At 42.2% G+C, this 19568-nt stretch carries 16 protein-coding genes; 1 reads left to right on the top strand and 15 read right to left on the bottom strand.

What is annotated here, in order from left to right; translation table 11 throughout:
• Window positions 1–147: 147 nt before the first annotated feature.
• The 11 genes from DVB69_RS06650 to DVB69_RS06600 all read right to left on the bottom strand — a co-directional run bounded on the left by DVB69_RS06650 (window position 148) and on the right by DVB69_RS06600 (window position 13800).
• Window positions 148–507, bottom strand: coding sequence for an NUDIX hydrolase (locus DVB69_RS06650; RefSeq protein WP_370452926.1), 360 nt, complete (start codon window positions 505–507; stop codon window positions 148–150).
• Between the two features lie 93 nt (window positions 508–600).
• The gene (locus DVB69_RS17785; protein WP_116017818.1) at window positions 601–1521 is read right to left on the bottom strand and encodes an NERD domain-containing protein; all 921 of its coding nucleotides are present in this window, start codon (window positions 1519–1521) and stop codon (window positions 601–603) included.
• Between the two features lie 217 nt (window positions 1522–1738).
• Entirely contained in the window at window positions 1739–4420 is a 2682-nt protein-coding gene (gene acnA, locus DVB69_RS06640; RefSeq protein ID WP_116017816.1) for an aconitate hydratase AcnA, read from the bottom strand.
• Window positions 4421–4438: 18 nt separating this feature from the next.
• A complete protein-coding gene (locus DVB69_RS06635; RefSeq protein WP_116017814.1) occupies window positions 4439–5593 on the bottom strand; it encodes a PrpF domain-containing protein in 1155 nt (384 codons plus the stop codon).
• 17 nt (window positions 5594–5610) lie between these two features.
• Complete coding sequence (gene prpB / locus DVB69_RS06630) at window positions 5611–6513, bottom strand: methylisocitrate lyase (RefSeq protein ID WP_116017812.1); 903 nt, start codon at window positions 6511–6513, stop codon at window positions 5611–5613.
• 258 nt (window positions 6514–6771) lie between these two features.
• Window positions 6772–8151 (bottom strand): SLC13 family permease, encoded by a 1380-nt coding sequence (locus tag DVB69_RS06625; RefSeq protein WP_233505345.1) that lies wholly within the window; start codon window positions 8149–8151, stop codon window positions 6772–6774.
• 17 nt (window positions 8152–8168) lie between these two features.
• Window positions 8169–9683, bottom strand: a complete 1515-nt coding sequence (locus tag DVB69_RS06620) for a tripartite tricarboxylate transporter permease (protein WP_116017810.1) — start codon at window positions 9681–9683, stop codon at window positions 8169–8171.
• Window positions 9684–9699: 16 nt separating this feature from the next.
• The gene (locus tag DVB69_RS06615; RefSeq protein ID WP_116017808.1) at window positions 9700–10143 is read right to left on the bottom strand and encodes a tripartite tricarboxylate transporter TctB family protein; all 444 of its coding nucleotides are present in this window, start codon (window positions 10141–10143) and stop codon (window positions 9700–9702) included.
• A 75-nt stretch (window positions 10144–10218) separates the two neighbouring features.
• A complete protein-coding gene (locus tag DVB69_RS06610; RefSeq protein WP_233505344.1) occupies window positions 10219–11202 on the bottom strand; it encodes a tripartite tricarboxylate transporter substrate binding protein in 984 nt (327 codons plus the stop codon).
• A gap of 322 nt (window positions 11203–11524) precedes the next feature.
• A complete protein-coding gene (locus DVB69_RS06605) occupies window positions 11525–12199 on the bottom strand; it encodes a response regulator (protein WP_116017806.1) in 675 nt (224 codons plus the stop codon).
• Window positions 12196–13800: a sensor histidine kinase gene (locus DVB69_RS06600; RefSeq protein ID WP_158541050.1), complete on the bottom strand. Its 1605-nt coding sequence runs from the start codon at window positions 13798–13800 to the stop codon at window positions 12196–12198. The genes DVB69_RS06605 and DVB69_RS06600 overlap by 4 nt, the downstream gene beginning before the upstream one ends.
• A gap of 334 nt (window positions 13801–14134) precedes the next feature.
• On the opposite strand from DVB69_RS06600, the gene DVB69_RS06595 reads away from it, so the two are divergent.
• Window positions 14135–15505 (top strand): PepSY-associated TM helix domain-containing protein, encoded by a 1371-nt coding sequence (locus DVB69_RS06595; RefSeq protein ID WP_116017802.1) that lies wholly within the window; start codon window positions 14135–14137, stop codon window positions 15503–15505.
• A gap of 74 nt (window positions 15506–15579) precedes the next feature.
• On the opposite strand, the gene DVB69_RS06590 is transcribed toward DVB69_RS06595, so the two are convergent.
• The 4 genes from DVB69_RS06590 to DVB69_RS06575 all read right to left on the bottom strand — a co-directional run bounded on the left by DVB69_RS06590 (window position 15580) and on the right by DVB69_RS06575 (window position 19133).
• The gene (locus DVB69_RS06590) at window positions 15580–16593 is read right to left on the bottom strand and encodes an NADP-dependent oxidoreductase (protein ID WP_116017800.1); all 1014 of its coding nucleotides are present in this window, start codon (window positions 16591–16593) and stop codon (window positions 15580–15582) included.
• A gap of 163 nt (window positions 16594–16756) precedes the next feature.
• Entirely contained in the window at window positions 16757–17029 is a 273-nt protein-coding gene (locus tag DVB69_RS06585; protein WP_116017798.1) for an asparaginase, read from the bottom strand.
• Window positions 17030–17283: 254 nt separating this feature from the next.
• Window positions 17284–17541, bottom strand: a complete 258-nt coding sequence (locus tag DVB69_RS06580; RefSeq protein WP_199562814.1) for a PepSY domain-containing protein — start codon at window positions 17539–17541, stop codon at window positions 17284–17286.
• A gap of 293 nt (window positions 17542–17834) precedes the next feature.
• On the bottom strand, window positions 17835–19133 hold the full coding sequence (locus DVB69_RS06575; protein ID WP_116017796.1) for a M20 family metallo-hydrolase: 1299 nt from the start codon (window positions 19131–19133) through the stop codon (window positions 17835–17837).
• Window positions 19134–19568: the final 435 nt, after the last annotated feature.

The raw sequence follows: 19568 nt of genomic DNA, 5'->3' as shown, positions 1-19568 counted from the left end.
GAGTACGAGAGATGAAACATTGAAGAAAGTTATAGAAAATGACTACCGTATAACCGGTAGTTTTGTTCCTTTAGCCCAATCTAAGATAAACGATTTTTGTCTTGAATTTAAATTATCCGGTAAATTATGTGGAGCAAAGAAACGATGCTACCTGCTTTCTTCGCCTTTTTGGAGCAACTTTCCGGTAATTGAATGTGCACTAAAAATCACCTGGACACTGTAGACTTTGTCTCCATTGCTGTATTCGGCATAACAATCTTCTCCGGAATACATTCCAAAAAGCTCCATCCGATCGATTGACAATCCTGTTTCTTCAAGTGCCTCCCGTTTAGCAGTTTCTTCAAAGGTTTCTCCTAATTCCATGACACCCCCAGGAATACACCAGCTATCTTCATCAATGCGGTGTTGCAATAGCAGTTCGTCATTTTGAACAATCATTACGCCACATCCAACGGTAAAGAGTGTTTCGTGTCCAATCAACTTACGCATATTTTGTATGTATTCCAATGATTCTTCCCCCTTTTATAAGAATAAACTGTGATCAGAGATAAACGTTATAGATTAAATGAGGAAATCTTTTAATAGGAAGAGTCAGTGCTTTTACGCTTCCTTCTTCAACGTATATCGACACTTCGGATAAGCACTACACCCCACAAACTCGCCAAACTTCCCCTTGCGTTGAACGAGTTCACTCCCACAGCGCGGACAACCTCCGGGAGAACTTGTTTTTGTTGCAGTGTCTACTGGAGTTTTCAAACTCACCACCGTTTCCGTTTTTTCACTTACGCTCTTAGTAGTTCTTAGTTTAGATTTAGGTACCTTCGACTTTTGAGTTTCCTGTGAAGTTTGCTTACTTTTCACAGATTTTAAATGTGCTTGCTTCACTCTTTTTTTCTCTTGTTTATCCGTGAAAATTAATTGCTCTAGTGAGTCATTGATTTTCTTCAGCTCACCCTCACTCATTACTATATCCTCATATTTTCCAAACACTTTTTCCAACTCATTCACGTGAATTACATGTGCGGTCTCGAAAGGCTCTTTGAATTTGAATGTTGCATCACTGGAAAACGTGATAATGGAATGCATGTCCAGATCTTCATTGTTCAAATAGCTCCTTAGTGACTGTATATGACCAAAGTTTTGCCAAATCGGATTATACATTTTCTCTTTCCGTTTATAAATGACTTGCGTCCAGTTCTTATGACGATCACTGCCAAAAATCCACCCGCTGTAATGCTTTGTCTCAATGACGAAAACCCCTTTCCGTGAAGTGACAACGTGGTCAACCTGGGTGTGGCCACCTTCCACTTTAAGGACATAGAGATCTCCAAAAACACGATAGTCATCCCCTAGTTTTGCAAGTTTTCGATTTACCTTCCACTCACCGATAGCCCCTTTAATTGCAGGTCGTTTGAGTTTATAAATCATTCTCAGAACTACTAATCCAATTAACACGTAAAATATTGGTATTTTTGTATAGATCAAAATTCCTGATAAAAAACCTGTCATAAATTCCGTCAATAGAATCCCCTCTTTCTATTCTTCTGAAATCACACTTCTATGTACTTGAATTCCCTTCGCTACTTTCTATCATAATTACTTTTATGGAAAAGTCTACAAAATTATACAGCTTCCTTGAATGGATATTTTAGTTACCACACGTACTTATCAAACACAAAAAGACACCTGTAAAGAACCAGGTGCCTCAAGTGTATTTTTCAATGCTTTCGTAGTTATCTCAATAAGACAACTTCTTAGCCATAGCTGGTAAAATACCTCCTTGTAAATACGTATCCTTTTCAATCGCGTTATCAATTCGAAGGATGACTGGGAATCGGACTTCACTTCCGTCCATGCGAAGTGCTTGCATCATTGCCCGCTGGCCAGGCTGGAAATTCGTTTGACGAACTTCTTGAAGTGAATACGTTTCCATTCCGTCCAATCCGAGCTCAGCTGCACTTAATCCATCTGCAAATTGCACTGGCAACACGCCCATCCCTGCAAGATTACTGCGGTGGATCCGTTCAAAACTTTCTGCGAGCACAACTTTCACACCAAGCAAAGTCGTTCCTTTCGCAGCCCAGTCTCTTGAACTTCCCGTACCATACTCTTTGCCCGCAATCACAATTAGATTGCGATTTTCTTTACGATACCGTTCTGACGCTTCAAACACACTAACTGTTTCCTTCGTTTTTCGATGGACGGTGAAGCCGCCTTCCTTTCCATCGACAAGCTTATTTCTCAGCCGAATATTTGCAAAAGTTCCCCTCATCATGACATGATGATTCCCTCGCCGAGCCCCATAGTTGTTAAATTCGCGCGGACCAATGCTTTGTGAAGATAAAAATTTACCTGCTTCACTATGTAACGGAATGTGTCCTGCTGGAGAAATGTGATCCGTCGTAATGGAATCTCCAAGCACGAGCAACGGCACCATGTCTTGAGTTTGTTCTTCTATTGAAATAATTTCTTCAGCACTGTCAAAATAAGGAGCACGCTGAATATACGTTGAGGTTTCATCCCAATCGTAACGCATGCCTTCTGATGACGGAATGGCTTCCCATGTTTCATTGGAATAAATCGAAGAGTACTCATCACGGAACAAGTCAGCGTCAATGGAAGTAGCAATGACGCTTTCAACTTCTTCAGCGGTTGGCCATAGTTCCGATAGAAACACAGACGTTCCGGACGGGTCAATGCCTATCGGTTCATTCGTAAAATCAATGTCGATGCGGCCTGCTAGAGCGAACGCGACGACTAAAGGTGGGGATGCCAAATAATTTGCCTTGATAAGCGGATGTACACGCCCTTCAAAGTTACGATTCCCGCTTAAAATAGAAGCAGCTACCAACTCGTTAGCTGCAATCGCAGCTTCTGCTTCCGGTAGCAGTGATCCGCTATTTCCACAACAAGTCGCACAACCGTAACCATCCACCCAAAAGCCAAGTTGTTCAAGTGAGGGAAGTAAATTCGCCTTCTCCAAATAACGGGTGACAACACGGGAACCAGGAGATAACGTCGTCTTCACGTAAGCTGGTGGCATTAGCCCCTTCTCCACTGCGTTTTTCGCAAGTAACCCTGCCATCATCATGACAGACGGATTCGATGTGTTCGTACAGCTCGTAATCGAAGCTAACACAACCGAGCCATTACGCAACTTATCGCCTTTTGCAAGAGCTGCTTCACCTACTCCATATCCTCCCGCAGATACTGGTTTCACTAAAACTTCTTGGAATTCTTGTTTCATATCCGATAATGCACTTGTGTCCTGGGGGCGTTTTGGTCCGCTCACTGTCGGCTCAATCGAATCTAAAGAGATTTCTAGAGTTTCCGTGAATATCGGATTTTTTGAGAGTTCATCCACAAACAAGTTTTGCGCACGTAAATAAGCTTCCGTTAGTGGCACCGTTTCATCACGACCAGTTTGTCTAAAATACTCCATTGTTTGTGCATCGGAGGGGAAAAAACTCATCGTTGCCCCGTATTCAGGAGCCATATTGGCAATCGTTGCACGGTCCGTTACAGGAATCCTCCGGACGCCTTCTCCGAAAAATTCCACGAACTTCCCGACAACGCCTTTCTTTCGGAGTATCCCAGTGACCGTCAATGCCAGATCAGTTGCTGTAACGCCTTCTTTCAAAGAACCCGAAAGTTTTACTCCTAGCACATCGGGAACTGTGAAATACAACGGTTGTCCAAGCATTGCCGCTTCTGCTTCTATCCCTCCAACCCCCCAGCCGATTGTCCCGATTCCATTGATCATCGGAGTATGTGAATCTGTTCCAACTAAAGAATCTGGATACACCCACTGCGCTCCATCGTGTTCTTCCGTTCTAACACCTGTCGCTAAGTACTCTAAGTTCACTTGATGAACAATTCCATTTGAAGGAGGAACGACATTGAAGTTTTCAAAACTCTTTTGTGCCCATCGAACAAACGAATACCGCTCACCGTTTCGCTCATATTCAATTGCGAGATTTCGGTCAAAAGCTTCTTCATCTCCTGCGTGTTCGATAATAACTGAGTGATCAATGACAAGATCTACAGGGATCTGTGGATTCACGCGTTTTGGATCACCGCCTCGATCTGCAACGGCGTCACGCATAGAAGCCAAATCGACGATAGCGGGGATACCTGTAAAGTCTTGAAAGACAATTCGAGAAGGCTTAAATGGTGTTTCACTTCCTCCTCTTGCATCAGTCCATTCTGCAAGTTCACGAATATGTGTTTCTGTAATATACGTCCCGTCCGCATGACGAAGTGCAGCTTCTAACAATAGTCGAATTGTATGAGGGAGCCTGCCAATTTTAGAAAATCCGAGTTCTTCAAGTTTTGTAAGCGACACGAAGGAATATCGCTTCCCCTCTACCAGGAGTTCCGCTTGTGCAGTTGTTCGATTCCAACGATTTGAAGGTTTCATCTAATCACCCCTTGTCTATTACGTCCAATCCGGCACATAACACTGTCCATCCATAATCCTTCTTGCAGTCCGGTCTAGTCCAACTGCCGAAACATCGGAACCATCTTTCGTCAACTCAACCATTACTTCAGCTACTCCATCTGGATGGCCTATGCGAACCAATCTTTTGGTTCCATTGTCAATTCCCAGAACTGTCTTCCTTGAGCAGTCATGTGGAACCGTTCCCTCAAGAAGCGTCATGGCTGCCAAATTATAGAGACCACTCCCTGCAAACGTACGATGGAACTTCCCCATAGAAATCATTCTGGCGATAATATCAACTTCTTCAGCATGGATTGTTTTCCCCGAAGTTGTCACATAGTCACACGGAGCAGAAACAAGGGCAACCTTTGGAATAGAAGGAACTTGACTTGCAATCTCCGAACTAACCGCCATACCTGATGCAACCGCACCTGCTACACGGATCGTTTCAAGCAGCTCCAGCAGTTCAGAGTCCGTGCCTAATACAGTATTCGAACCTGCACCTGTATAACCAAAAGTCTCAGAATGGACGAACACGAACGGATTCACCACGTCAGAAAACGTTGCTACAATTTTCTGTCCGGCTACAGTTAGCTCTGTTCTGCGTCCTATTGGAAACGTGTCTCCCGTCTTTCCACCACCAGGTGATAAAATTGAAACACCTACGCGAGCCCCTGGATGGACCAGTCCAGGCATCAAGTAATCTCCTTCCACTTGAGCACGTCCCGATTCCACTGGGACGTTTAGTTGGATTAACCTCTCGATGTTCTCATTAAACACCGTTACCTCAACGAAGTCGTTTCCGGATAGACATTCCGCGTAGCCTTCATCTACAGCATACGCTCCGACAGCTGCCATCAAGTTTCCGCAGGTCCCTTCCGCATCGACAATCGCTTGTCCAATTCCCACTTGATAAAAGGTATAAATTAAACACGCATCCGCCCGCTCAGACGGGCGCACTGTAATTACTTTGCTCGTATGAGAAGTCCCACTTCCAAGACCATTCACTTGAGAAGGATTGTAGGCATCAATTGCCGTCATGAAAATGTGATTTCTCTCATCACGGGAAGTTGGCAAATCGGATTCTTTAAAAAACAACCCTCGACTCGTGCCTCCACGATAGACAACACACGGTACTGCTCGCTGCTTCATCAAACTCCTCCTTATATTCACTCTGGAATAATGGTTCTCGCAATTTTACCATCGAGCGTTTCGTAGTCATCCAGTCCGATCGTTTCGTATAACTCACGTCGTGTTTGCATGGAATCTAATACGTTTGCTTGTGTTCCTTTTTCAAAAATTTCTTGGCAGACACGCTCGACTGCTTTCGCGGCAGCGCGAAGTGAAGTTACGGGATAAATGACCATGGAGTATCCGAAGTTTTGGAACTGTTCTGCTGTATAGTAATCCGTTTTGCCGAACTCCGTCATGTTTGCAAGCAAAGGAACGTCAAATTGAGAAGCCATATGACGGAACTCGTCTTCTGTTGTAAGCGCTTCTGGGAATAACGCATCTGCGCCAGCTTCTACATATAACTTCAGTCGTTCAACAGCTGCATCAAGACCTTCTACCGCAAGAGCATCCGTGCGTGCAACTAGAACAAGAGTGGGTGCAACTTCTTTAATGGCGCGGATTTTAGCAGCCATCTCTTCAGCAGAGATTAGTTTTTTCCCATTCAAATGTCCACACTTTTTAGGTAGGTCTTGGTCCTCCAATTGAACAGCTGCAACGTTCGCTTCGACCATTTCTCTAGCTGTTCGAGCTACATTCAAAACTCCGCCGAAACCCGTGTCTATGTCCACAAGTAATGGCATGCTAGTAGCCCTCGTCAATTCACGCGCTCGCTCTGCAACTTCCTGGGAATGTAAGATTCCTAGATCAGGCAATCCACGACTTGCGGTGAAAGCAGCCCCTGATAGGTAAAGTGCTTGGAAGCCCGTTTTTTGTGCAATCAATGCAGACATGCCGTCATGCGTGCCCATGATTTTCAAAATATCCGGCGCTTGGATTAGTTCAAGAAACCTCTCCCCTAATTCCTTCTGTGTCTTCTGTTCATGTGTTAACCACGTCATATAATCTCCTCTTTTCATTTAGTTTAATCGTGATAGAAATCTAATAGACGGTGTTGACATGCGCTTCAGGCGGACGCTTTCCGCGGGCTCGATCTCAGCCAATCGAACCACGAAGAGTTCGATTAGCCGTATTTCTGCGTTCTTTGCAGAAAATAAGGCAGCTATGCTCCTAACGCTTCGCTTTTACTCGCAAAAGTCGTTCTTCGTTACGACTTTCTCTCCGGTCAACAGAGTATATTTAAAATAGTAATGACCCCACTAATAAACTAACATCCAATACCCGTACATGGTTACAGTGACTATACCCAACCAGACGAACATGGCGATAGAGCCAATTCGGAATAGGTCCCGCTTCGTGAAATAACCGTAATCATAACTGATTAAGTGAATGGGTGACTGGGTGATTAGGATGAATCCTGGAATCCCCATTAGAAACACCCCCATTGCCAGAAACAGCGGGTCGTGTGTTGGGAACGCTTCTCCAATCGCAATGGCTACAGGTAAGATGATTGTTAAAAACCCGAGTACATTGACAAAGAACAGCCGGAGCAGCGCCGTGACGCCCAGCAATATAAGAACTACTAATAGATAGGAATCTTCAGCGAGCGTGTCCGTCAGTAAAGAAGCAAACCACTGGACCGTCCCCGTTTTGATTAACATATTCGACAGCATCAACGTTGCAGCGAAAAAGATAATCAAATCCCAATTCACTTTCTTACTTGCCGCTTCCCAAGCCCAAATGCCTGTCCCTGGTAAAATCGTCAACACTCCGCCAAATAATGCAACGAGTGCAACCGGAAAGCCATGGATCCCTTCCGTCATCCAAAGAAGAACCGTTACGCTAATGATGAAAAGTACTTTCCATTCAGAACGGGACATCTTTCCAAGCCCGCGTAACTTCTCTTCAATAACGTTCTCTAGCAAGATAGCATCGATTTGTTCCAGTGGAAACAAGATGAGAAACAATCCATAAAGTACTAGTATAAAAACAATAATAGGTGGTCCCATGTATAGAAACCATTTGCTATAATCGAGACCGCTCGTTAATTCACCCAATAAGCCATATGCGTATAATGTTGAGCTCGCTCCGGTCGCAACAAAAGCCCCTGAAATAGGAACAATGAGCGTAACTCCAATAAATAAAGTTTTCGCTAAGTTAGTCGCTTTTCCTACCGCTTGCAAATGCTTCACAATACTATCTAGCATCGAGGATACAAGCCCTGCTTTCCCGACATTGGATGGAATGAAGAGCGATAGTGTAAACATAAGTACGAACGAGAAGAAAACAAGTTTTCGGCTGGACCCTTTGGATAATGACAGCAACTTCAAAGACAACCTGCTCGCGAGACCCGATTCAATGAAAGCACCAGCTAATATGAATGTGGCAAATAACAGCCAAACAATCTCTGAACCGAAATAACTGAGTGTTTCTTTAAACGTAAAGAAATGTACGGAAAGTAATAAGATGAGCAGCAGAGAACTAAATGCTAATGGAAAGACCCCACCAATCCAAAGTACTTGGATAATGATGAGGCTCGCAATTGCTTGCACTACAACCGGTGTTTCCATGAAAGGAAGAAACGCCAGGATGTAGATCAGCAGGCTTATACTAAAAATCACTCGTTTTGTGTGGGTCATTACTGACACATCCTCAATTACATTGATTCTTCCGATGTTTTCCCCTTTTTACGATCCATGAGCCAAGCAGAAAGGAACGGGAAGCCCAGTGAAATGATTGTCATAATCACAAGCGCAATTGTAATTGGCGATGCAGTTGCGATTCCGATAATATCCGGATGTGAGATAAGACTCATACGGAAGTTCTGTTCCATATCGGAGCCTACAATGACGGCAAGGATGAGTGGTGCCACTGGAAATTTCAATAGCTTCATGAACAATCCAACAAAACCAAAGATGATCAAGATGATGAAATCCACTGTACTGTAGCCAAGTGTATACGTTCCAATGAACGCTAACATCATAATGAGTGGATACAAGATGCGTGGTGGTGTATCCAAGATTTTCACAAGCAAGCCGACCAAAGCGATATTCAAAATTACAAGGAACAAGTTTCCGACAAACATACTATTGATGAATGTCCAAACCATATCTGGATTATTTTCAAACAACAACGGACCTGGTTTTAGTCCAAGCATAACGATAGCCCCTAAAATAACGGCCGTTGTTCCAGAACCCGGAATCCCCATTGCTAACATAGGAATGAAAGCCCCGACAGCTGCAGCGTTATTTGAAGACTCAGGAGCAGCGAGACCTTCAACAGCACCTTCACCGAATTCTTCCGGATGTTTGGATATCTGTTTTTCAAACGAATAACTGAGCATGGACGCGATTGCACCACCAGCTCCTGGTAAAACACCGATGACAAAACCGATAGGACCGTTACGGATAATTGGCCATTTCGACCGTTTCCATTGCTCTTTAGTAATCCACTTTTTGCCGACACTCTTTTTCTCTCCGACTGGCTTATTTATCGTCAAGAAGTTATACAACACTTCACCAACTGCATAGATACCGATTATGACAACAAGGAAATCGATTCCTTCGCTTAAATGCGGACTTCCCATTGTAAATCGATAAACACCAGTTTGTAAGTCTATCCCAACCGTACTGATCATGAGACCAATTGCCATTGAAATAAATCCTTTTACCATCGCACCTTTTGCCAACGCAACAATCGCAGATAGAGTAAATACCATCAATAAGAAATACTCTGCTGGACCAAACTTCAAAGCGAAATTCGCCAGTGGTTTTGCAAGGACGATGAATCCTACGACTGCAATAAGCCCCCCTATTAGTGACGCGATTGCTGACATCGCAAGAGCTTGCCCCGCCTGCCCTTTTTGGGCCATTGGATAGCCATCAAACGTTGCGGCAATAGCAGAACCATCACCAGGTGTGTTCAGCAAAATGGAACTACGTGAGCCTCCGTACATCGCGCCATAGTAAATTGCCGCCATTAGGATGAGCGCACTCGTTGGATCCATTCCGAATGTAATTGGAATCAGAAGTGCGATTGCAGTCGCAGGTCCTAATCCAGGTAACATACCGACAACAGTTCCTAGGAAACCACCAAGAGCAATCCAAAATAGATTCCCTGGCTGGATTGCTGTTAAAAAACCATCTAACACTACTTGCATATCTGTACCCATACGATTTCCTCCTTCCTTATGGCAGACTTACTTGCAACAATGTACCGAATGCATACCACGTCACTACAGAAAAAATAACAGCGACTAAAATATTTGTGATCCATTTTTTTCGACCATTTAACATAAATAGAAGTCCTAATAAAAAGATGATCGTTGAAAATAGGAATCCAATGCGTTCAAATAAAATCGTGTAAATAATCATCAAAACAAGGGATACGCCTAAATACATTGGTGATTTACCAAGTCTGATTTGTGTAAAGTCAGTAAATTTCACACCGCGTGCTTTAAATTCTTGAAATAAGTAAACGAGCCCAGAGAGGATTAAGATAATCGCAATCAAAGCGGGGAAATACATCGGTCCGTTCGGATTTCCCAACGTTGATTTCGGTAACGTAAAGGCACCAATCAGCAAGGCAATACCAACAACGATGGACAGCAACGGGGTTATGTATCGTATCATTAAATTCTTCCTCCTTATCTTCATAAATCAAAAAAGTGAGCCCGCTGGAGCGGGACTCTACCTTTGCAGGAACACTTATTTTTTCAGCCCTGATTCTTCAATCAGCTCTGTATACATACCTTTTTGCTCTTCTAGGAATTTCTTCGTTTCATTGCTATCTTTATAGAAGTCTTCCCATCCATTGTTCTCAAGCAGTTCTTTCCAAGCATCTGATTCCACCATTTTGCCAATTGCATCGTTCCAGTACTTGATTTGGTCTTCTGTCATGTCCGGTGGTCCAAGAATTCCGCGCCAGTGAGGGAATACTAAGTCGACGCCTTGTTCTTTCCATGTTGGTACATCCGGAATTTCATCAAGTCGCTCATCAGATGTTATCGCAACAATCTTGAACTTTTTCGCTATGTGTTGTTCTTGTGATTCAGAAACTGCCATAGTTGCTGCATCCACGTGACCGCCAAGCAAACTTGTCATCACATCGCCGCCGCTTTCGTAAACAAGGAAGTTCAACTTTGTTACGTCAACACCGAAAGTTTTAGCAGCCTTTACAAATGACAAGTGGTCATTGTTGCCAAGGCCAGGTGCGATCCCAATCTTAACGGAACCTGGATCTTTTTTCAGTTGCTCCATTAGTGCAGTTGCATCTTCATAAGGAGAATCATTCGGTACTGCAACTGAGATCCACTCTGTTGTAAGTGTTGCAATAGGTGTGAAGTCTTCGTACGTCAAATCACTTTGGCCGAGCAGGTTATTTGTAAGAAGCAAACTAGAATCGATTGCTAATGAGTGTGCGTCTTTTTTAGATAGATACTGCCAGCCCACTTCACCGCTGCCGCCTGGCTTGTTAACAACCGTCATACTCTGGTCAACGATTTTTTCTTCCTTCATAATCTTCTGGATTGCGCGTGCAGTTGCATCCCATCCGCCGCCTGGCGTTGCAGGTGCTACGAATTCAATATTCTTTTTCGGAAAGTCTGCGTCTTTGCCATCTGCGTTATCTGAAGAACAAGCCCCTAAAATGAGTGCGAATGACATTGCGGCCACTCCAAGAATTTTTTTCAATTGGTTTCTCCCCTTTTGTTTTATTTATCTAATTGCTATCATACTTGTAAACTCGCAAATTGTAACCGTTTACAATTTTGAAAATTTAAATTACATTGCGTGCATTTTGTTCATTGTGTTCATGGGGTCTTCCGCTGGCTTGAGAGAATCGGGAATATCGAAGAATTAATTGGCATCAGCCTACAATTTACTACCTTTTATAATTTGGTGGATCCCCTTCGCTTGTATCAGAATTGGCGATCCCGTGGCCTTAAGGTTAATTACAGGAGTTTCGCACATATACAAAAAAGCCTACCCACAAATACGAGTGAGCAGGCTATTCTTAGTTCGCAAAGTATTTACGTTCTGGTCTTCCGACAATACCGTATTCAAGTTCAGCACGCATTTTGCCTTGTGCGACTAGGTATTCCAAGTATCGACGTGCTGTAGTTCGTGAAGCACCGAGGCGCTCCCCAATTTCCTCAGCACTTGTCCCCTCCTTTAGTGGATCAACCAGTTCAATCACTTTTTCAAGCGTTAACGGGTGGATGCCTTTTGGAAGTTCAATTACTTGTTCATTACTCATCTTCCCGTGTCCAAATAACGCATCAATTTCTGATTGATCATTCAAATTCCCTTCAGACAACTTCTTTACTCTATCTTTATAACGGAGCATGACTTCGTTCAGCTTAGCAAGTTCAACTGGTTTCACTAAATAATGGAATGCACCTGCATCCATACTTTTTGCGATAAGGTCGCGATCACTCGCTGCAGTTATCATAATGAAGTCCAATTGTGGATACTTCATTTTTAACTCTCTTACCAAATCTGTTCCTAGTTGATCCGGCATGTAAATATCTACGAGCAGTAAATCTACAGGCTCGTTTTCAAGCAGTGTCCATGCTTCTGAAGCCCGTAGCGCCTGTCCTACAACTTTAACACCCTCTATACTCTCTAAAAATTGCTGATGGATGGCTGCGATACGAAAGTCATCCTCAATAATAGCTGCACGAATCATACGATTCCCCCATTCTTCCTATTTTCTCCCTTTGGAATATACACAGCAAAAACGGTTCCTTCTTCATCACTTGTGACTTGAACATAACCACCAAGCGCATTCACAGCTCGCTCGACATTCGATAATCCAAACCCTCTTCCGACCATTTCTTTTGTTGAGAAACCTTGTTGAAAGATAGTTGTCATATGCTCATCATTGATGCCACTTCCATTATCCGAAAATTCGAAAATGATATCTTCCCCAAGGTCGAGAGCGAAGAACGAAACTTTTCCATTGGGGTCATTTGCAACAGCTTCAAGAGCATTGTCGATTAAGTTGCCTAGAATGACAGTCAATGCTCCGGTACCAATCCAATCTGGAAGTGATTCTAAACTGCTGTTTTCATCAACATCAAAGCCAACTTTCATTTCAGAAGCTTTCCCAACTTTCCCGAACAAGATTGCTTGGACGTGGGCATCTTTAATATAATCAAAGATAAATTGGTTCGTTTCGTCTGTAACACTAATTTCAGCCTGTATAGTACGAATTGCTTCATCATACTTCCCTAGCTGCATTAAACCTGAAATTAAGTAAAGTTTGTTCGTAAATTCATGTGCTTGTGCACGTAAATCATCTGAATACTTACGAACCTCATAAAGAGTATTCACAATTTCTGTCATTTCCGTTTTATCCCGAAATGTGATGACTTCCCCCCGGTGTTGACCATTCAATCGTAATGGCATAGTACTCACAACTAGACGCTTGTCCTCCCGTGCCAGTTCAACTGCTTGCACAGCAGGATTTTGAAATGCTTTAACATCAGGTAGATTTGGAAAAATAGTATCGATGGAATCCCCTTTCCGACTGCTTGAAACGCCTAGAATGTGCCGTGCAGCAGTATTAATCAACGTCATTTCACCTTCACGATTAACCGCAATAATTCCTTCATCAATTGAAGCTAAAATTGCTTTACGTTCCATATAGAACTCCGCAATTTGTTCGGGTTCCATCCCAAATATATCTTTTCGAATGGAACGTGCTAACCAAAAGCTTAGCAAAATCCCTATAGCAAGGATGAATAACGAAATATAAAGAAGCTTTTCAACCCGATGGTAGACGATTTTCCGTAAATCTGAAATGAGGTATCCAACGGTAACCACGCCGATAATTTGTCCATTAGCAGCATAAATCGGTGCTTTACTGATAACCGAAGGTCCAAGAATTTCACTTGAAATCATAGAATAATTCGCCCCAAAAACAATCGCTTTGAACCCATCATCATATGCTTGTACCCGCCCTACATGATTGTCTTCAGGAGATGCAAGAATTCGACCATTCTTATCGTGTATAACGATGAACGTTGCATCCACTTGACTCTGATAATGGTCAATAATTGCTTCCAAATCCCCAGCCTGTTCAGCACCTATATCCCCCGATACCCCTTTTTGTACGGTATCCATATAGGACAGCATTTTAGCAGTTTGTAAACTGATTGCGTAACTGCGTTCAAATAAGTTGAGATAGTCTGTAATGACAAATACCGCAAGCATCAGACTCATTATAAAAATAATAAGTGACGTTACGATTCGTAAAATTTTCTTTTGAAGTTTAGAGCGCAACATGGACATCACTTCCACAACCATTTTGTTTTAGTATAGCGCTTACATTTATCAGTGGATAGAGCAAATTCCATACATGGGTACTCCCAAAAGGATTATAAAGTAGAATACATAGTTTTTTTCTAATGAGCTGTTAAGAATCACAAAATGTTTTTTCTGTTCATTCATAGTTCACAATTGAATGTTATAAAATTCTAGGCGGATATTCTGGAAGCAAGCAACCACTTTTTCTTTGTCTTTTGTGATCATCTCATTATTATGAAAAAATATTGATCCAAAGTGAGATTGATTGCGTTAGCTATTAAAATGACGACCAACTGAAAGAGGAGGAAACAAGATGAAAAAAGGCACGTATAATCGATTTTGGCGATGGCACTTTTTTGGTGCATTGTTCATGGCACCTCTTCTGATTACGCTGACACTTAGTGGAATTGGATACTTGTTTTATAACAATGTAGAAAACGTCGCTTACAAAGATCTCTTCTTTGGCAATAGTGAAGAAACTCAACAACTGACAATTGACGAGGGGATTTCCCATGTGAAGGATACGTACACTGGTTTCGATGTAGCTAAGATTATGATCATGGATGAACCTTATAATACTAGGCTTACTATGGAATCAGATTCTGGCGAAGAGAAATATGTATTTTTAGATGAACATAATGAAATTGTAGGTTCTCAAAATTCGAAGTATACGTACGCGAATATTATGAGAAACATTCATAGTTCACTCTTTGTAGGTGGAACCGTCGTAAATTACTTAGTGGAATTAGCAGCATGTTGGGCAATCTTCTTACTATTTTCCGGACTATATATGACTTTCAAGAGTCGTGCGCTAAAGAAATCTAAAAAAGAGACACCCCGCTTAAAATTTAAAAGGATTCACGCACTCATCGGGACAATTATTACGATTCCTATGATTATCCTCATTTTTACTGGTCTTCCTTGGTCTGCGTTTATGGGGAACTTCATCTACACAGCATCACAAGAACACCCTTCTATCGGGACGCCGTTGCTACAGCAACAACCACCGACTTCAGATATGAGTGAAATTCCATGGGCGACACGCAAAGAGAAAGCGCCGGAGTCAGATAAGCCGGATCCTCATGCAAATCATGCCGGGCACGGGAATATGCCGGGAATGGATATGGGCAATACTGGAATTCCAGTTGAAAAACTGATGCTTAAAGCGAAGGACTCTGGAATTTCTAAGCCGTATTCAATCGTATATCCTTTTTCTGAAGATGGAGTATTTACTGTGTCAAAAGGAAGTAATACAGGTGTCACTGGATTAGATGTAAGCCCTACAGAAGAAATGACTTCTTATTTTGATCAATACAGCGGCGATCCGATTTCAAAGGTCGGTTACAGCGATTATGGGATTTTGGCAAAATGGTTCACGTGGGGAATCCCATTGCATGAAGGTCATTTGTTCGGCTGGCCGAATAAAATCATTAACCTTGTCGTCTGTCTAGCATTCTTGTCCTTGATTTTCTATGGTTTCAAGATGTGGCTATCAAGAAAACGGAATGGAAATCTCTCGGCTCCACCAAAAACAACGAGTGGCATTTCCATCGGCTTTATTGTGCTAATGATAGTTTTAGGAATCATTATGCCACTGTTTGGAATCTCGTTGCTAATTGTACTTGCAGTAGAAGGAATCTTGTACTTAGTCAATAAAGGAAAAAATCCTTCGACTGAGAACTAATCACTAGAAAGTTTGTTTACTAAAAAAGAGGAAGCCTCTCCACACGGAGTCGGCTTCCTCTTTTTGCATATTCATCACTCAGATACTTTAACAACTTGTTTCCCGAAACTTTTACTTTCGAATAAGTCAATGAACGCTTGTGGGGCATTTTCTAATCCATCGACGACATTTTCTTTGTATTTCAACTGCCCGTCGCGGATCCACTTCGCCATTTGCTCTATCGCTTCATCGTTTTTATCTTCATAATCATAGACGACGAAACCTTTGATCATGGCACTTTTAGTCACCAATTGGTTTAAGAAACGTGGCCCTTCATCTGGTTTCTCTTCATTGTACTGAGATGTTTGTCCACTAATGACAACACGCGCATGGTAGTTAATCAACTGCAATGCAGCATCCGTAATCTCGCCTCCGACATTATCAAAATAAATGTCAATACCGTCGGGACAAGCTTTTTCTAGAGCTGCTTTCATGTCTTTCGTCGTTTTGTAATTAATCGCCTCATCGAAACCGAGTTCTTCTGTAAGATAACGGTTTTTTTCATCAGATCCTGCAATTCCAACAACACGGCAGCCATGGATCTTTGCGATTTGCCCTGCATTCATCCCTACTGCTCCTGATGCACCGGAAACTACGACTGTCTCTCCTTTTTTCGGTAATGCAATTTCTGAATATCCGAAGTAAGCGACTAATCCTGGTACACCAAGAACGCCAAGGTATGCAGAAGCTGGCGCAATTTCCAAATCGATTTTCTTCGTGGCTTGACCATTCGATATGGAATAATCCTGCCAGCCGAGGCGTTCGAAAACTGCATCCCCTTTAGCAAAGTTCTTGTTTTTGGACTCAATAACTTTTCCCACTGATCTCCCCGTCAATACTTCATGTAACCCGAATGGAGCCGTATACGATTTTTGGTCTTTCATCATATTCCGCATTCCTGGGTCAACGGATAAGTAGAGCGTTTGGATAAGAATTTCCCCATCTTTCAGTTCTGGAACGTCTGCTTCCACTAATTCAAAATCACTCGCCTTGGGTTTGCCCTCAGGTCGATTTGCTAATCGGATTTGTCTATTTTTTAATGATTTCATTATAAAAATCTCCTTTATGCAAGTGTTGGTGTATTTAAAAGCTACAATTAGGTATACCCTTCGAGTCCCTAATTAAATCCTACTACGATAACAATATAAAAGACAGCCACCCGTGAGTACGTACTCTCTCCGGTCGCTGTCCTCATTCCTAATTAATTCTTATCTAATTGCACGCTTTTATAAACGCATCGAACAGCTTTTTCGATGGAACATCTCCGGCACAGGCGGTGTTTTCTGGATGCCATTGAACACCAATCGCAAACTTGTGCTTTTCACTCACAATCGCTTCAATAATTGGAATAATTTGAAGTGGTTTCATGGAGGATCGTGCAAATGTGTGGCGATACGGATTTCCGCAACTGTAGACCAATTTCCCATTTGAATCGACCACTGCAATGTGTCCGGTATGTCCGCTTTCTACGTTTTCACCGCGCAATGCATCTACTAATCTTTCAGCTGTCGAGCAACTGATCTCCCGCTATTCAGTATTTCCCAATACTTCTCAACGCGTTATATCTCATTACAACATTACTTTTGAACTTTATACGATTAATTTAAAATAAACGGTTTAATGCGTTAATTTGTGTTACATACTTCAATACTCTGAATTTCGCTGATAGGAAAACTAGAACCTAAAAATAGCTGGCTACAAGTTAAAAAACCTGTAGCCAGCTATTTCCACGCTTTTTATTAATCGAGCTTCACTTTTAACACTTTACCTGAATTCGCATCCACTTTTACTTGATACTTCTGTCCATCACGTGTGCGGATTTCGATTTCATAGATGACCGCTCCATGATCGTATTCCAATTCTGCTTTCACAACTTGGCCTGGCACTTGTTGCAAAGCCACCATCATGGCCTCTTCCATAGAAATCAAACGATATTGAGGATTTTGCCAATGATTTGCCCAATATGGATTCGGTTCCACCCAATTCTGATTCGTCAATCCATCTCCTCCAGTTCGCGTTCTCTATGACAGTGTATTCATAGTTGGGCAATTTGTGCGGAAGTCTGGATTACAAATTCATTTTCGAATACACATAGAAACCATAGATTGCCGGGATAAGGAGAACGACTGCGAGACAAACTACAGCTGTAATTACCGATTGCTAATTGAGCCGCTCATTCTCCAAATTAAGATGCTAGAAGAAGGGTAGTGTGAAATACAAACATCCGGTACCGAACATAGCGATATTTTCTAACCTAACTACTTCTCGCTCCTATGTTTTTCACATACATTTAAGACCGTTCCATTTGCTTTTCAATGAAATCTTTCATTACATGAACACCGATGACACAATCACTCAAGTCCGTCCATTCTTCGGGATTATGGCTGATTCCCTTTTTACTTTTGACAAATAACATAGCAGCCGGAACTTCCCTTCCCATCACCATGGCATCATGACCTGCACCGCTCATGAGTTCCATCGGTTCCATTCCAAATTCACTGATGGATTCTTTCATGTTAGAGAGTAGTTCTTCATCAACCAACAATGGTTGTACGGCTAATGTCTTTTGACAAGTGACATCGACATGATGGGCTACCCCTGACTGTTCAGCCGCCTCTATGATCGCTTCCACTAAGCAATCGCGTTTGTCTTCGTGGATATCTCGTATATCTACAGTCAGCTCGACTTTCTGAGGAATTACATTCACCCCATTTGGAAAGACATTTAACTTTCCAATCGTTGCTACAGCTGTTTCACTGAATTGACGGGGTAAAGTGGAAACCATATGGATGAAGTGACTCGCAGCAACCATTGAATCCCTTCGATCATCCATTGGCGTATTACCTGCGTGTCCTGCTTCTCCTTGGAATGTCACATTCATCCACACCGGTCCAGCAATTCCTTTAACAGCCCCGACGGATACGTCACTTTTCTCCAAAATCTTGCCTTGCTCTATATGTAATTCCACAAATAATTCGATGTCGTTCATTTCTCGCTTGGCACGCCAAACAGCGGGAAGTGAACTACCGTATTCTTCAATTACAGTTTCAAATGACTTACCGTCTTTGTCTACCTTCAAGCTCGTCGCATCTTCAGTTAACTGTCCAACCATTGCATGACTACCAGTTAGACCCGCTCCGAATCTTGTTCCTTCTTCGTCTGAAAAAATAACGACTTCATATGACTTTCGAGGCAGGTAGCCTGTTTCTTTCCACGCTTCCACTACTTCCAACGCTGAAATCACGCCAAGAGGTCCGTCAAAGTTACCGCCATTGGGTACACTATCCACATGAGAACCTGACACAATCGTCTTTCTGATTCCGGTTCCTTCTAATCGTCCAATAACATTTCCGGCTCCATCTTCCGTCACTTTTAAACCGGATTGCTCCATCCAAGACTTCACAACCTGTTTTGCCTGCTTTTCTTCACATGAATACCCAGGTCGGGTCACTCCACCTTCCGCCGATGCGCCAATCATCGATAATTCGCTCAATCGTTCTGCAATTCTCCTGCCATCAATGCCTCCACGTGATAAGGATTGGTCATATCCGGTAGTTAGTTTGGTAAATAAGGTTTCGGATGTAGTCATCGATTACACTCCTCTTTCATCAACTTTAGATTTTAATATTAGGTAGACTATATCACAAAACAATGTACTTCAAGACTAAGTCTGCTAATTATGATTCCATATAACACACTCAGTTTTTGACTGGAGACAGGTGTTTCAATCAGAGTCTTTGTTTTTGAGAGAAGTTACTTCTTTACATCTATTCTTTAAAATAAAATCGAACCTTTTAGAAATCCACAAATCCTTTAACATAATCAAATACAATTAGTTCTATTAGTCCATATATATATAGTTAAATGAATCTGTCTACTTACCATTCATGATGAATGAATACCCAATTCTTCTATTTCCTTCATATACGTTCAGATACGGTACAGAACACCTATGCTAGGTTTCATCTTTATGTTAAAATATTTGATAACGGATTACCCTGAATGATACATCCGAACTATAACC

Origin of the sequence: Sporosarcina sp. BI001-red, assembly GCF_003384035.1 — a bacterium.
In the GTDB taxonomy this organism is placed as follows: Bacteria; Bacillota; Bacilli; order Bacillales_A; family Planococcaceae; genus Sporosarcina.
This window is presented reverse-complemented; position numbering and strand designations above follow the sequence as displayed.